Source organism: Methylobacterium sp. CB376 (genome assembly GCF_029714205.1).
In the GTDB taxonomy this organism is placed as follows: Bacteria; Pseudomonadota; Alphaproteobacteria; order Rhizobiales; family Beijerinckiaceae; genus Methylobacterium.
This window is the reverse complement of the sequence record NZ_CP121648.1, coordinates 6,405,557-6,420,458: the sequence shown is the minus strand read 5'-3', so window position 1 is coordinate 6,420,458 and position 14,902 is coordinate 6,405,557. Positions and strand designations below refer to the sequence as shown.

11 protein-coding genes and 1 pseudogene are annotated in these 14,902 nt (G+C 75.3%); 5 read left to right on the top strand and 7 right to left on the bottom strand.

Translation table 11 applies throughout. The features are described from left to right. Positions 1-37: 37 nt before the first annotated feature. The 3 genes from QA634_RS29565 to QA634_RS29555 form a co-directional block, all read right to left on the bottom strand. Positions 38-1,282: an MFS transporter gene (locus QA634_RS29565; protein ID WP_012335523.1), complete on the bottom strand. Its 1,245-nt coding sequence runs from the start codon at positions 1,280-1,282 to the stop codon at positions 38-40. A gap of 613 nt (positions 1,283-1,895) precedes the next feature. Then, positions 1,896-2,561, bottom strand: coding sequence for a 3-oxoacid CoA-transferase subunit B (locus QA634_RS29560; protein WP_012335522.1), 666 nt, complete (start codon positions 2,559-2,561; stop codon positions 1,896-1,898). A 16-nt stretch (positions 2,562-2,577) separates the two neighbouring features. Next, positions 2,578-3,309, bottom strand: coding sequence for a CoA transferase subunit A (locus QA634_RS29555; RefSeq protein ID WP_043702748.1), 732 nt, complete (start codon positions 3,307-3,309; stop codon positions 2,578-2,580). Between the two features lie 392 nt (positions 3,310-3,701). On the opposite strand from QA634_RS29555, the gene QA634_RS29550 reads away from it, so the two are divergent. Then, entirely contained in the window at positions 3,702-5,444 is a 1,743-nt protein-coding gene (locus QA634_RS29550) for an AsmA family protein (RefSeq protein ID WP_012335520.1), read from the top strand. Positions 5,445-5,463: 19 nt separating this feature from the next. Here QA634_RS29550 and QA634_RS29545 read toward each other — a convergent pair whose 3' ends face one another. Further along, complete coding sequence (locus QA634_RS29545) at positions 5,464-6,189, bottom strand: NAD-dependent deacylase (protein ID WP_012335519.1); 726 nt, start codon at positions 6,187-6,189, stop codon at positions 5,464-5,466. Between the two features lie 220 nt (positions 6,190-6,409). Here QA634_RS29545 and QA634_RS29540 point away from each other — a divergent pair, with 220 nt between their 5' ends. Then, the gene (locus QA634_RS29540) at positions 6,410-7,036 is read left to right on the top strand and encodes a hypothetical protein (protein ID WP_012335518.1); all 627 of its coding nucleotides are present in this window, start codon (positions 6,410-6,412) and stop codon (positions 7,034-7,036) included. Beyond that, a complete protein-coding gene (locus QA634_RS29535; protein WP_012335517.1) occupies positions 7,033-7,710 on the top strand; it encodes an HAD hydrolase-like protein in 678 nt (225 codons plus the stop codon). The genes QA634_RS29540 and QA634_RS29535 overlap by 4 nt, the downstream gene beginning before the upstream one ends. Before the next feature lie 194 nt (positions 7,711-7,904). Here the strand turns inward: QA634_RS29535 and QA634_RS29530 are convergent, their stop codons facing one another. Then, a complete protein-coding gene (locus tag QA634_RS29530; RefSeq protein ID WP_012335516.1) occupies positions 7,905-8,699 on the bottom strand; it encodes a GntR family transcriptional regulator in 795 nt (264 codons plus the stop codon). 117 nt (positions 8,700-8,816) lie between these two features. Between QA634_RS29530 and QA634_RS29525 the strand changes: the two genes are divergently transcribed. After that, a complete protein-coding gene (locus QA634_RS29525; protein WP_012335515.1) occupies positions 8,817-9,782 on the top strand; it encodes a PfkB family carbohydrate kinase in 966 nt (321 codons plus the stop codon). Positions 9,783-9,852: 70 nt separating this feature from the next. Here the strand turns inward: QA634_RS29525 and QA634_RS29520 are convergent, their stop codons facing one another. Both QA634_RS29520 and QA634_RS29510 read right to left on the bottom strand, forming a co-directional pair. Further along, positions 9,853-10,134 carry a hypothetical protein gene (locus tag QA634_RS29520; RefSeq protein WP_012335514.1) on the bottom strand — a complete coding sequence of 94 codons (282 nt, stop codon included), beginning with the start codon at positions 10,132-10,134 and terminating at the stop codon, positions 9,853-9,855. A 551-nt stretch (positions 10,135-10,685) separates the two neighbouring features. After that, a pseudogene (locus QA634_RS29510) lies at positions 10,686-14,110 on the bottom strand (hypothetical protein). Between the two features lie 220 nt (positions 14,111-14,330). Here QA634_RS29510 and QA634_RS29505 point away from each other — a divergent pair. Beyond that, positions 14,331-14,795 (top strand): peroxiredoxin, encoded by a 465-nt coding sequence (locus QA634_RS29505; RefSeq protein WP_012335512.1) that lies wholly within the window; start codon positions 14,331-14,333, stop codon positions 14,793-14,795. Positions 14,796-14,902: the final 107 nt, after the last annotated feature.

The window sequence follows — 14,902 nt, the reverse complement described above, 5'->3', positions numbered from 1 at the left end:
GCCGCGCAGGGGCGGGGCGGCCGCGCGGGCGGGCGGCTCAGGCGGGGGCGAGGCGGCCGCGCGCGGCCCGCCGCTGCACCAGCCAGAGGCCGATCGCGACCGTGACGAGGTTCCACAGCAGGCCGTGCGCGAAGGCCGCCGCGTAGGTGCCGGTGAGGTCGAAGATCACGCCGGAGAGCCAGCCGCCGAGCGCCATGCCGACGAGCGTCGCCATGATCACGATCCCGACCCGCGCCCCCGCCTCCGCGGGCGGGAAGAGTTCGCGCACGATGATGGCGTAGGCCGGCACGATGCCGCCCTGGAACAGGCCGAACAGGGCCGAGACCACGTAGAGCGAGGTCAGGCCGTCGAAGACGAGGTAGAGGGCGAGGGCCGCGCCCTGCAGCACCGCGCCGAGGAGCAGCGTGGCGACGCCGCCGATCCGGTCGGCGAGGAGGCCGGAGGCGAGGCGGCTGACGATGCCGCAGGCGAGCATGAGCGAGAGCATCTCGGCCCCGCGGGCGACGCCGTAGCCGAGGTCGCCGCAATAGGCGACGATGTGGACCTGGGGCATCGCCATGGCGACGCAGCAGGACAGGCCCGAGAGGGCGAGCAGGCCCTGCAGGAGGCCGGGCCGGATCCCGACCGCGTGGCCGCCGGCGGGGCCGCCGCGGGCCGCCCCGGTCCCGGCCTGCGACGGGGGCCTGCGGCGCATCATCAGGGCGAGCGGCAGCATGGTGACGAGGCAGGCGAGGCCGAGCCCCGCCTGTGTCGCGCGCCAGCCGACCTCCGCGACGGCGTGCTGCACGAGGGGCGGCCAGACCGTGCCGGCGAGGTAGTTGCCGGCGGCGCAGATCGAGACCGCGATGCCGCGCCGGCGGGCGAACCACAGGGAGGTGTCGGCCATCAGCGGCGCGAAGGCGCAGGAACTGCCGACCCCGATGAGGAGCCCCTGCGCCAGGGCGAAGGGCCAGAGGCTGCCGGCGAGCGCGGTGGCGCCGTAGCCCGCCGCGAGGGTGAGGCTGCCGAGGAGGAGCGGCGCCGCGATGCCGAAGCGGTCGGCGAGCCGCCCCATCGCGACCCCGCCGAGGGCGAAGCCGAGCATCGTGAGCGTGTAGGGCAGCGAGGCCGCGGCCCGGTCGATGCCGAATTCCGCCTGCACGGCGGGGAGCACCACCACGACGGACCACATGCCGACGCCGCCGATCGTGGTGAGCAGCACCGCGACGGCGAGGCGCCGCCACGCGGCGGGGGAATCCGGGCGATCGGCCGCGATCGGGGCCGGCGCGACAGGGGCGTTCACGGGAGGCGTGTCCTCGGGCGGGGCGCGGCCCGGTTCTGCGCCGGGTCCGGGCGGGAGGACCCCTCCTAGCAGGGGAGCCGTCTCCGGAGGAGCGAGCCGGGCGCAGCCCGGATCGGCGTCCCACGGGGGTCGGGGGCCGCCGGGACATCGGCTGCCCCCGGGCAGGGTCGGGCAGGGCCCGGCCCATCGCCCGGTTCGGCTTCGCGCATGCCGGGTCCTGACCCGGTCCAAGCGCGCCTTGCGTGGCCCGCGCCCCGCCCTGCACGCCGGACGGCCCCGGAGCGAGGGGGCCGGCCGCCGCGGGCGCCCGAGCATCATGCGCCGGAGCGGTCACCTTTTCGGCGGCGAACCGAAGGACCGCGTCAGCGAAAGCCGATGCGAAGGCAAAAGATCAAGCAGGATCGCCGCCTGCCGTTCCGCCTAGAGCAGGGTTCGATCAAGCTGCAACGGAACCCTGCTCTCGGTCTTTGATTTTGCCGCATTGTCTTCGACGAACCGGCATCCCCTTCGCCGGACAATGCTCTAAGCAGAACTGCGCCATGCAATTCTGCTTAGACTCTTGTTTTCGCATCATTTTTGCCGCCGAACTGGTGACCACTTCGGCGGATGATGCTTAGGTGTTGCGGAGCGCCACCCGGTAGCGGCCCTCGGTCTTGGCGCGCACCTCCTCCTCGGTGACGCCGTCGGCGAGCTCGATCAGGCTCATGCCGCCGCCGCCCTTCTTGTCGATGGTGAAGACGCCGAGATCGGTGATCACCATGTCGACCACCTGCGTGCCGGTCAGCGGCAGGTCGCAGGCCTTCAGGAGCTTCGGGCTCTCCGCGCCGTCCTTGGCCTTGGCGACGTGCTCCATCACCACCACGACCTTCTTGACGCCCGCCACGAGGTCCATGGCGCCGCCCATCCCCTTCACCATCTTGCCGGGGATCATCCAGTTGGCGAGGTCGCCGTTCTCGGCCACCTGCATGGCGCCCAGGATCGACAGGTCGATGTGCCCGCCGCGGATCATCGCGAAGGAATCCGACGACGAGAAGTAGCTCGTGGTCGGCAGCTCCGTGATGGTCTGCTTGCCGGCGTTGATCAGGTCCGGGTCCTCCTCGCCCTCGTACGGGAAGGGGCCCATGCCGAGCATGCCGTTCTCCGACTGGAGCTGCACCGACATGCCCTCGGGGATGTAGTTCGACACCAGGGTCGGGATGCCGATGCCGAGGTTGACGTAGAAACCGTCCTGCAATTCGCGGGCAGCGCGGGCCGCCATCTGGTCGCGGGTCCAGGCCATGGGAATCCTCCTGATCCTAGATCGCGCCGCCGCCGGTCGCGGCGGCCTCGGGGCGCTTGCGGGTGGTGTGCTGCTCGATGCGCTTCTGCGGGTTCTGCAGGTGGATCATCCGCTTCACGAACACGCCCGGCGTCACGATGTGGTCGGGGTCGATCTCGCCCGGCTGCACGAGGTGCTCGACCTGCGCCACCGTCATGCGCGAGGCCGTCGCCATCATCGGGTTGAAGTTGCGGGCGGTCTTCCGATAGACGAGGTTGCCCTCGGTATCGCCCTTCCAGGCGTGGACGAGCGAGATGTCGGCGAAGAGCCCGCGCTCCATCACGTAGTGCTCGCCGTCGAACTCGCGCACCTCCTTGCCCTCGGCGATCAGGGTGCCGACGCCGGTCTTGGTGAAGAAGGCCGGGATGCCCGCCCCACCGGCCCGGATGCGCTCGGCGAGCGTGCCCTGCGGGTTGAACTCGATCTCGAGCTCGCCCGCGAGGTACTGCGTCGCGAAGGTCTTGTTCTCGCCGACGTAGGACGAGATCATCTTCCGGATCTGGCGCGTCTCGAGCAGGACGCCGAGGCCGACACCGTCGATGCCCGCGTTGTTCGAGATGACCGTGAGGTCCTTGGCGCCGCTCTCGCGCACCGCGTCGATCAGAACGTCCGGGATGCCGCACAGGCCGAAACCGCCGGCCATGATCGTCATGCCGTCCCGCATCAGGCCCGCCAGGGCCGCCGTGGCGTCGGGATATACCTTCTTCATCTCCATCCCTCTCCTGCGCCGGATCTTCGCGGATCCCGCGCCTGCCGCCCCCGCCTCCCGCATGAGGCGGGCTGCCGCCCTCGCCCCCCGCGGGGGGCGGGTTCCTTCTTAAGCACCGAACGGGCGCACGGTCACGGGGGCGCGCGCGAAAACCGGCACGCTCCCGGTGGCCCGCCCTGCGACGCGGGCACCCCGCTTGGCAAGCCGCGCGCCGCGGGCCGCGGGCCGCCGGTGGCATGCCCCCGGCCGGCAGGGGACGGGCCGCGCCCCGGCTGAAGACAAACCCGGCGCGAGGGTCTATGGGAGAAGAGAGGGTTGGCGCGCGCGCCGGCTGCCCGCGGGCGGCCGGCCGTGCAGGGCACGTGTCGGGTCACACCATCAGCCGGGGAGCGATGTCGCGCCGATCCATCCTGGTCCTCTCCGGCGGTGCCTGCGCGGTGGCGCTCGCCGTCGCGGCCTGCCAATCCTGGACCGTGGCGACGCCGCCGGCCGTCGCCTTCGTGGGCCGCCACCTCGCCCGCGCCTACGGGCTCGGCTTCGAGGCGGACGGGCCGACCAGCCTCGCCCTGCTGCCGGCGCCGCGCCTGACCTTCCGGGGCGTGCGGCTGCGCAACGGCGAGCGGCTCCTGGCCGAGACCTCCAGCCTCGACATGCAGCTCGGCCTCGGCGGCCTGCTCATCGGGCAGGCGGAGGCGGCGGCGGTGACGCTCACGGGCGCCCGCCTCATCCTGCCCGACGCGGACGACCGCTGGGCCGCGCCCTTCGCCCGGCTGACCGCGCGCCTCGCCGCGGGCGCGAGGCCCCTGCGCCGGCTCTCCCTCAGCGGGGGCCGGATCGCGGCGGGCGAGACCGGCCCGGACCGCCTCAGCGACGTCACCCTCTCGGCGAGCTGGCCGCGGGCCGGCGCCGGGCTCGACCTCACCGGCCGCTTCGCGTGGCGCGGCGTGCCGACCACGGTGGCGCTGGCCGCCGCCCGGCCCCTCGACCTCGCCCGGGGGGGCGCGAGCCCGCTCCGGGCCGCCCTGGCCTGGCCCTCGGGCAGCCTCGACCTCGACGGGACGGGCAGGTGGCAGGAGGGGCCGGCGCTCACCGGCGAGGGCCGGTTCTCGACCGACGCCCTGCCGGAGGTGCTGGGGTGGCTCGGCTGCCGCGCGCCCCTCTCCCCCCTCCTCGGCCGCGTCAGCCTGGAGGGCCGCGTCGAGGCCCGCCCGGGCGAGGTGGCGATGCCGGCCCTGCACCTCGTCCTGGCGGGCAGCGCCTTCGACGGGGCGGGCGCGGCCTCCCTGGGGCCGGACGGCCGCCTCGCCCTCTCGGGCACGCTCGCGGCCGAGCGGCTCGATCTCCCGGGCCTTCCATCCGGGATCGGGGCGGAGGCGCTCTTCGCCCTGGCGCGCTGGACCGAGGGCGACCTCGACCTGCGGCTCTCGGCGGCGGCGGCGCGGCTCGGCCCCGTCGAGGCGGAGGACGTGGCGGCGGGCCTGCTCGTGCGGGCCGGGGCGGTGGAGGCGAGCCTCGGGCGCGCCACCCTGCAGGGCGGCACCGTCAAGGGCCGGGCCGTGCTGCTCGATGCCGGGGCGGGCGGGCTCGAAGTCAAGCTCCAGGGCAACCTCGACCGGGTCGAGATCGGCCCCCTGCTGGCGGATCTCGGCCTCGGCCGCGGCTTCGGCGGCCGGGTGCAGGGCAGCCTCGCCCTCGACGCGACGGGCGGCGACCTCGCGGCGATGACCCGCCGCCTCGGCGGGCGGGTCGCCGTCACGGTGGAGGACGGGGAGATCGCGGGGCTGAGCCTCGCCGAGGCGCCGGGCGTCGATCCCGTCCTGCGCCGGGGCGGCCGCCTGCCCTTCGAGCGCGCCCAGGTGACGCTCGGCGTGACCGGCGGGCTCGGCGAGATCGCGCAGGGGCAGGTGCGCACCGCGCTCTCGGCGCTCGCCCTGCGCGGGCAGATCGGCCTCGCCGAGCGGCGCCTCGCCGCCCAGGTGGAGCCGAGCGCCCGCGACGTCCTGCGCGGCGGCGACGCGAGGCCCGCGCTCTACGAACTCGCGGGCGCCTGGGCGGCGCCGCGCCTGCGGCTCCTCTCCCCGTCCCGCCCGGCCGGCCAGGGCCTGCCCACCGCCGCGAGCGCCTACGCGCCGTGAGGCGGCCCCGCCGGCCCGGTCAGCCCTCCCCGCCCAGCACCGAGGCGACGAAGGCCGGCACGGCCTCGGTGGCCGGGCCGTAGGCGGCGCTGTCGAAGGTGCGGGCCGTGTCGGAGGGTTCGAGGTTGATCTCGTGGGTCGGGATGCCGCGCCGGCGCGCCCGCGCCACGAATCCCGCCGCCGGGTAGACCGCCCCCGAGGTGCCGATCGCCACGAAGCGGTCGGCGGCCGCCAGCCCCTCCTCGACGGCGTCGAGGTGGAGCGGGACCTCGCCGAACCAGACCACGGCCGGGCGCATCCCGCCGCCCCGCCCGCAGGATGGGCAGGGCGTGTCCACCGTCAGATCCTCCTCCCAGCGCGCCTCGGCCCCGCAGGCGAGGCAGCGCGCGCGCAGGATCTCGCCGTGCATGTGCACCACCGCCCGCGCGCCGCCGCGCTCGTGCAAATCGTCCACGTTCTGCGTGCACAGGAAGAGCCGCCCGCCCCGCGCGGCGAGGCCCGCCTCGAGCCGCGCCAGCGCCTGGTGCGCGGCGTTCGGGGCGGCCTCGCGCACGCCGCGCCGCCGCAGGTTGTAGAAGGCGTGGACCTCCTCGGGATCGGCCGCGAAGGCTTCCGGCGTCGCGAGCCGGGCCGGATCGAACCGGTGCCACAGCCCGCCCCGGTCGCGGAAGGTGCCGAGGCCGCTCTCGGCCGAGATGCCGGCCCCGGTGAGCACGAAGATGTTCACGCCCGGCCGCCCGCGCATTGGCCGCGGCCGCCGACGGGCCGCCGGAGGATCTTCCCTGAACTTGCCGCGCCGGCCGGATCGCGCGCCGTTGACGGCGCGTTTGCGCCCCAGATCTCATCCATTGACACTTTATCAACTCCCCGCATGGACAAGTGAGGCGTCTCATCCTAAGTGAGGGGCAGGCGTCCGCGCAGCATGCGGCGGGCCCTATCCCGAACAGACCGCTTCAGGACATTCGATGACGCGCTATCGCGCGAGACCGTCGTTCACGGTCGAGATCAAACGTACCCGCACCTCCCCGGCCGCGTCGAGCGAGGCCGGGGAGCCGAAAGCTCCGGCGAACACCCTCTGGGCCGGTACCGGCCTCATCGAGGAGGCAGCCGCCGCGACGCAGTCGGGCCGCTTCGACGACGCGCCGCTGCCCGCGCCCGCGAAGACCGCCGCCTCCGCCCAGGGCTCTTCCGCCCAGACCCCGTCCCGCCGGGTCCTGCCGAGCCTGATCGCGCCGCCGGAGCCCCCGGCGCCCGAGCCGGAGCCGGCCCCGGTCGAGGAGGAGCCGGTCTTCCGCCGCCGCCCCGGCCGTCCGGCCACCCGGAAGGCGGTGCCGGCGCCCAAGGGCCCGGCGCTCAAGGGCCCGGCTCTCAAGGGTTCGGCGCAGACCGGCTTCGTCTGGCCTGAGGACTGGCCCGACGAGCCGCCGGCGGCCCCGGCCCCGGCTCCGGAGCCCGCCCCTCCCGCCCTCGCCCCGGTCTCCCTCGCGGCCCTGCGGGCCGTGGGCGAGGCCGCGCCGCGGCCGAAGCGGCGCGAGGGCGACCTGCGGGTCGGCGAGCGCTGGAAGCGACGTCTCCCCCGCTACTGCCGGTGACCCGGCGCGGCGCGGGGCCGCCTCCGGCGGGGCCCTACGGCCTCGTCCTCCTCGATTTCGACGGGACGCTCGCCGACAGCTTCCCGTGGTTCTGCCGCGTTCTCGACGGGGTGGCCGACCGCTACGGCTTCCGCCGGGTCGCGCCGGGCGAGGTCGAGGATCTGCGCCGCCTCGGCGCCCGGGCGATCCTGCATCGCCTGGAGGTCCCGGCCTGGAAGCTTCCCCTCATCGCGCGGCACATGCGCGCCCTCGCGGCCCGGGACGCGGAAGAGATCGGGCTGTTCCCGGGCATCCCCGGCCTGCTCGCCCGCCTCGCGGCCGCGGGCCTGCGCCTCGCCGTCGTGACCGCCAACCGCGAGGCGACGGTGCGCCGGGTGCTCGGTCCCGAGAGCGCCGCCCGCATCGACGCCTTCGCCTGCGGCGCCCCCCTGTTCGGCAAGGCGCGCCGCTTCCGCGCCCTGGTGCGCGCGGGCGGCCTGCCGCCCGAGCGGGTGATCTGCCTCGGTGACGAGCTGCGCGACGCGGAGGCCGCCGCCGCCTGCGGCCTCGCCTTCGGGGCCGTCGCCTGGGGCTACACGCGGCCCGACGCGCTGGCGGCGCTGCGGCCCGCCCACCTCTTCGCGACGCCCGAGGCGGTCGCCGAGACCCTGGCGCCGCGCCGGGCCGCGGCCTGAGCGCGGCGTCGGCCGGCCGCCCGATCCGTCCGGCTTCGTCCCTGGCATTCCGACGTGGCAGCCGGGACCGACGGGCGCGAGCGCTCGGGCGGTCCCTCCCGCCCCTCCCTCGGGGATGCCCGTTCGGCCGCGATCCTGACGCCCCTCATGGCGCAATCCGACGGATTGCGTCGCCATGCGGATGTCGGCGTCGCTCACACGCTCAAGTCGAGCCGGTACGCGTAGGCGTCCCCGCGGAACAGGCCCTCGACGTACTCGATCAGCCGGTCGTCCCGGGCGTAGGAGTGGCGCTTGATCAGCAGGCAGGGGCGCGGCTCGGGGTAGCCGAACAGCGCGCAGGCATGCTCGTCCGCCAGGGCCGCCTCGATCGTCTGACGGCAGCGCACCAGCCCCGCCCCGTGCTGGCCCAGCAGGGCGTAGACGGAGCCGCCGAGATCGGCCTCGGCCAGTTGCGGGACCGCGGTGAGGTCGTACCACGCCCGCTCCCGCGAGAGCGGGACGCCGTCCCCCTTGCGCAGGCGCACCAGCCGCAGGAAGCGCGCCTCGGGCGGGCGGGCGAACAGGCCGGCCAGGGCCGGATCCCGCACGACGGCGCGCTCCAGGATCTCCGAGGAGGGCACGCGCCCGAGTTCGCGCATCTCCTCGGTGAAGCCCTTGAGCCGGTCCATGCCGGGGCTGAGCCGCGTCCGCCCGGCCTCGACGATGTGGCCGAGCCGGCCATGGGCGCTGACGTAGCGCTCGCGGCGCAGCACCTCGTAGCAGCGCTGGACCGTGGTGCGGCTCACCCCCATCGCCTCCGCGAAGGCGCGCTCGGCCGGCAGCGTGACGCCGCCCGGGAGAGTGCCGTCCTCGATCAGGGCGCGCAGCTGCTCCTCCAACTGCAGGTAGAGGGGCTTCGCCGTATCGTCGCGCAGCTGGAGCAGGCTCGGCAGCGAGGGCGCGGCCGGCCCCGGGCCGGCGCGGCCGCGCCCGGCGGCACCCGCGGCCATCACGGGCGCGATCTCGCGGTGCGGCGCGCGGGCGGCCGCCGCACCATGACAGGCCGGGCCGGACGTGGTGATCTGCCGCCAGGCGCGGCGACCGCGCGGCCGGGAGGGAGCTTCGCCGTGAGCGACGCGGGGGGCGACATGGGGGAAGGTGCGAGCCTGTTCGTCCTGGGCAGCTTCGTCGCGGCCTGTTCTGCCACGGTTGCGCGGCTTCCGCGACCCGGGGAGACGCTGGAGGCCAGGGCCTTCCAGTTCGATCCGGGCGGCAAGGGGCTGAACCTCGCGGTCGGGGCGCGGCGGCTGGGGGCGCGGGTCGACGGGCTGATCGCGGTCGGCCACGACGCGTTCGGCGACCTCGCGGCGGCCGCCCTGCGCAGGGCGGACCTCCCGGACACCCTGCTGCGCCGGGTGGAGGCGCCGACCGGGGCGGGAATCGGCTTCGTGGACGCGGCGGGGGAGAACTGCATCGCGGTCTATCCGGGGGCCAATGCGCGGCTCGGGGCGGCGGAGGTGGCGGAGGTGGCCGACCGCTTGGTCCGGGCGCGCCTCGTCCTCGCACAATTCGAGACGAGCGATGCGGCGGTGAGCGAGGCCTTCCGCCGCGCGCGGGCGGCCGGGGTCGAGACCCTGCTCAACCCCTCGCCCTTCCGCCCGCCGCCGCCCGGGCTCCTCGCCCGGACCGGGATCCTGGTCGTCAACGCCACCGAGGCGGCGGCCCTCGGGGAGGCGCTCGGGCTCGCCGGCGCGGCGCCCGCGGACCTGGCGGCGGCCCTCCTCGACCGAGGGCCGCGCCTCGTCGTGGTGACGCTCGGCCGCGGCGGGGCGATCGCCCGGGCGGCGGGGGAGCCGCTCCTGGTCCAGCCCGCCCTGCCGGTCGCGGCCCTCGACACGATCGGGGCCGGCGACGCCTTCACGGCGGGGCTCGCCGTCAGCCTCGCCGAGGGGCATCCGCTCGCCGCCTGCCTGCGCCACGCGGCGGCCTGCGCGGCCTGCGTGGTCGCCCGGCGCGGCGTGTTCGAGGCCCTGCCCGACCGCGCGGCCCGGGACGCCGCGCTGGCGGCGCTGTCCGCGCCGCCGGGCCCGTGACGCGGACGGCCCGCCCCCCGGGCGGGAGGCGGGCGGTGACCGGTGGGGGAGCTGGAGCGGGTGCGGGCCCTCAGCACACCGGGACGCGGCGCCAGCCGACCTGGTAGCCGTTCTCGTCGAAGACCGGCCGGCGCTCGTAGCCGCAGCCGCCATACGGGTAGGCCGGCTCGCCGTAGACCGGGACCGCGTAGGCCGGGCGGGCCTGCGAGGCGATGGCGCCGGCCGCGACGCCGAGCACGCCGGCCGCGATGGCCGCGCCGCGCCAGCCGGCCTGGGCCGAGGAGGTCGTGGTGGTGACGGCGCCCGCCAGCGTCAGGGCGGCGACGGCGGCGGCGAGGGTCTTCCTGATCATGGCACGGTCTCCCGGATGAAGAGGCGGTGCTGGTCGAGCGCCCCGCCGGCTGGATCTCATCGGCGGCGTCGGCGCCGTCGATGGATCCTGAGTATGGCGGCTCCTCCCGGGCGGCGGTGCGGGCGCGCACGCAGCCTCGCGGGGCGGCCCTCGCCACCCGGCGAACGATCGGCCGGCCCTGACTTTGGGCCGGAGTGGCGGACGGAGGCTCCCAAGACCCCACCCTCGACGTCCCCACCCTCGACGTCCCCACCCTCGACGTCGAGCCGGGATGACCGGCCCGGACCGGGGGACGGCGGCCGGTCCCTCGCCGACCGCGCCGCCGAGGCGGCGCCCGCCCCGAGCCGGCCCGGCGAGGACCGCGAGGCGCGCCAGGACCAGCTCCTCGACGAGGCGGTCGAGGAGACCTTCCCGGCGAGCGACCCGATCGCGCCCAAGCGCGTCACGAAGGAGCGCGAGGCCCCCTCGCGCGAAGCCTCCTCGGCGGAGCGGCGCGACCGGGATAGCGAGGGGGCCGCAGCTCAGCGCTCAGGCCTCGGCGTGGCCGCGGCTCAGCGCTCAGGCCGCGGCGCGGCCGCGGCGGAGGGATCGCCGCCGCCGGCGCCGAACAGCTTGCGCAGGAAGCCCGGGGCGATCGCCGAGAGCGGGTTGACCGCCACGTTCGGCGCGCTCATCGGCCCCGTCACCGAGAAGTTGATGCCGAACAGCCCCTCATTGTGGCCGCCGCCGAGCAGCGGGCCCACGATCGGCACCTGCGAGAAGACGTTGTTCAGCCCGTAGAGCGGCACGAAGGTGCCGCGGATGTCGGTGGTGTTGCGGCCCGTGTCGAGGGAGCCGCCGAGGGTGAAGCCCATCGCCGGGCCCGAGATCGCCGCGTCCGCGATGTCGATCCGCGTGCCGCTGCGCACGAACTCGGCGGTCAGCCTGTCGAAGCCGACATCGTTCACCGGCCGCCGCTGCCCCGTCCCGCGCACGCCCTCCTCGGGCGGCTCGCCCTGCGCCATGATCCGGCCCAGGGCCGGCTCGTCGCGCAGGGTGAAGGAGCGGATCTGCAGGGCGCCCGATTGCGGCCCGTCGTTCAGGGTGCTCTGCAGGGACAGCCGCCCGCCCTGCATGCGGCGGTAGATGTCGAGGAAGCGCAGCACCGCCCCCGCATCGGTCGAGTCCGCGCTCAGGATCGGCGGGCCGGCGCGCTCCCCGCGCGCCACCTCGACCCGCACCGAGGCCCCGCGCAGGCGGCCCTGGATGCGGGCCTGCCGCAGGTCGTCCCCCCGCAGGGAGAGCTTCAGGGTGGCGTTGGTCAGGGCCTCCTCGTTGAAGCCCGTGAGGATGGCGAAGGAGAGATCCGCGTCGACGTCCTTGCCGCCCTCCCGGGATCCCCGCCCTTCCTGCCCGGGCCGGTGAGCGCGCGCAGGAAGGGGCGCGCATCCGCCACGCTGCCCCTCAGGTTGACCCGGTAGGCGCCGCCGCTGCGCTCGACCTGCCCGCGCACGTCGTCGCCCGGAGAGAGTTTGAGGCTCGTGAGCTCCGCCCGTTCGAGTCCGCCCTCGGCCGAGACCACCGCGCTGCCCTTCACCGACACGCTGCCGGATTCGAGCACGATGTCGCGCAATTCGGAGCCGCTCCCGGCCTCGCTGAGCGCGAAGGTGAGCCGGCCGGGCTTGCCCGCGGCCTTGCTCCAGCCCGGCAGCAGCCCGTCGATCGAGGCCCGGGAGAGGTCGGCCTCGACCCGCGTGCTGGTGCGGCCTGGGCGCCCGATCGGCACCACGAACCGCGCCGGCACCGGCCCGGCGAGGGACGGGGCAGCGGGCAGGCCGCGGCGCGCCCGCATCGCGTCGTCGAGGGTGAGCGCCACCACCGCCTCGCCCGGGGCCCCCGCCCGGGGCTGGCGCAGGTCGACGCTCATCGGCGCGCCCGAGAGCTTGCCCTCGCCCTTGAGCGAGAAGCCGGTGCGGTCGTAGGTGACGGCGAAGCGGCCGTTCTCCAGCCGGTCCTTGCCGACGATCCGGTCCACCGAGACCTCCGCGAGGCTGCCGGTCATCGTCACCGGCAGGTCCGCGATGTCGGGCACCGCCTCCAGGCTCAGGGGGAAGTCGATCCGCAGATCCGCCTGGCCGCGGGTCGCGGCGGGGTCGATCTCGGTGGTGGTGAGCCCCCGGAAGAGCTTTGCCTGAAGCAGCGCCGCGAGCGCGTCGGTGCCGCCGCTGAGGCGCAGCCCGATCTGCGCCTTCACGTCGTGCGGCACCGCGTCCTTGATGACGAAGGAGCCGTCCTGGATGGCGAGCACCCGCCCGTCCGCCACGCGGATCTCCGCGGTGGCGCCCCGGATCGTGGTGTTGCGCCCGGTGACCAGCCCGGCGACCCGGCCGCGGCTGAGCGGCGGCGCCTCGGGCGAGATCTGCAGGTTGCCCTCGCTCACCGCGAAGGCGATCCGCACCGCCTGGTCGGGCATCGGGTCGCCCCTCGTCGCGGCGGCGAATTCCTCGCGCGTCATGTCGACGGTGATGTCGAGGCTGTCGACCTTGCCGGCGTGCAGGTTGTCGACGAGGTAGCTGCGGATCGGCGGCGCGATGTGCTCGGGCCAGAGCCGCAGGGCGGTGCGGCCCTCGGCCCGGTCGACCAGGATGTGCAGGGTGAGGCCGCCCTCGTCCGCGCGGGTGCCGAGCGTGCCCGCGATCGTGCCGCTCGCGGTCGGCCCGGTCAGGGCGAAGCGCTCGATGACGACGCCCTCGTCGCGGCCGGCGAGCTTGGCTTCGAGGCTGTCGATCCGCACCGGCGCGTCGCTCTCGACGGCGCCCCGCAGCACCGCGTCGCGCCCCGAGAGGGTGGCGGTCCAGGCCGTCTCCGCCCCCTCGGCCCCGGCGACCCACTCGCCCGAGAGCCGGACCGCGTTGCCGGCGCCGCGATAGTCGAGGGAGGTGAGGCTGAGGGCGCGGCGCGCCTCGTCCCAGGTCGCCTCGACCGTGACGGCCTCGACCGTCACCGGGTTGAAGTCCTTCTCCTCGATCAGGACGGTGCCCTCGCTCGACCGCAGGCCGAGGGTCATCGTGTCGAGCCGCGCCCCGTGCATCGCCACCGTGGCGCGCCCGGAGAGCTTCACGTCGGTGGTGACGGGCAGCCGGGACTGCCCGGAGAGGAGCAGCAGGTCGGTGGCCGGCAGGTCGTCGAGGGTGAGGACGCCCCGCCGCAGGTCTCCGGCCGCCTGCTCGACGTCGCCGCCGAAGCGCCAGGGCCCGTGCGGGCCCATGATCCGCATCTCGAAGACGCGGGCCTCGCGCACCGCGTCGCGGCTGAACAGCCCGTCGACCCGGGGAAAGACGGCGCGCTCCACGCCGGCATCGTCCGTCAGGGTCAGGCGCGCGTTGGTGAGCCGGGCCCGGTCGAGGCTGCCGATCACCCCGCCCGGATCGAGGACCAGGCCGAGGATCGATGCGACCGTGGCCGAGAGCGGGGAGACGCTGCCGCGGGCCGCCTCGACCACCGGGGGCGTCGGCGGGGCGGCGTTCGACGGGTCCGCCGAGGCGGCGATCGAGCCGTCCCGGTGCACCACCGCCCGCAATTGCAGGTCGCGGAACTCCACCGAGCGCGGCTGGATCGACAGGCCGAGGAGCGAGGTGAGGTCGATGCTGACCAGGGCGAGGGGCGCGCGCACCACGAGCGCGCCCTGCGGGTTGCGGATCTCCAGGCCCGTGGTGCGCAGGGCCAGCGCGCCCTCGCGGTCGATCTCCACGGCGCTGTCGCGCATCTCGACCCGCCAGCCGGGGCCGAGCCGCGCGGCGATCGCCTCGCCGAGGCGCGGCTCCAGCCACGCGAAGCTCATCGGCCCGCTCGACAGGCGCAGATAGGCGAGGCCGCTCGCCAGCCCGAGCAGGAGCGCCAGCCCGAGCTTGAGGATCAGCACGCCCCGGACGCAGCGGCTCAGGGCCGATCGCCGGACCGGACAGGGAGCGGGGCGGGGGGAGGAAGCCTGATCCATGCCTGTCGTCGCCGGAGAAGCGGCCTGCGGACAAGTCCGCCCAGCATCTTCTCCCATCGGTTACCCTCGGTTAATCCTGCAACCGCATCCGTCGCGCCCGGGCCCGTCCGGGCACCGGGCGCCTCGGCCTGCGGCTCCCCGCATCGTCGGCGTCTTGTCCCGGGCGCAGTCCGCCCGGGTCCGACGAGGCACACCATCAATCGGCCGAAAGGAAGGCACGATGCCGCTGAAATCTGGTGAACCGGCCCCCGATTTCTCGCTTCCGGCGACCGGCGGCGAGACGATCAGTCTCACCTCCCTCAAGGGCCGCAAGGCCGTGCTGTATTTCTATCCGAAGGACGACACGAGCGGCTGCACCCTGGAGGCCAAATCCTTCAACGATCTGCGGGAGGCGTTCGCGGCCGCCGACACGGCGGTGATCGGGGTCTCGCCTGACCCGATCAGGAGCCACGACAAGTTCCGCGAGAAGTACGGCCTCGCTTTCCCGCTCGCCTCCGACGAGGAGAAGGCGATGCTGGAGGCCTACGGGGTCTGGGTCGAGAAGAGCATGTACGGCCGAAAGTACATGGGCGTGGAGCGCACCACCGTGCTGATCGACCGCGACGGCCGCGTCGCCCAGGTCTGGCCCAAGGTGAAGGTGCCGGGCCACGCCGAGGCGGTCCTGGCGGCCGCCAAGGCGCTCTGACCAGGGCCGCTGACCTTGGGCCGCTGACCTTGGGCGCTCGGGCGCCGCGCATCCGGGGCCGCGGGGTGCGGCCCTTGGCATTTCCTTAACCCTAACGGGCTCAATTC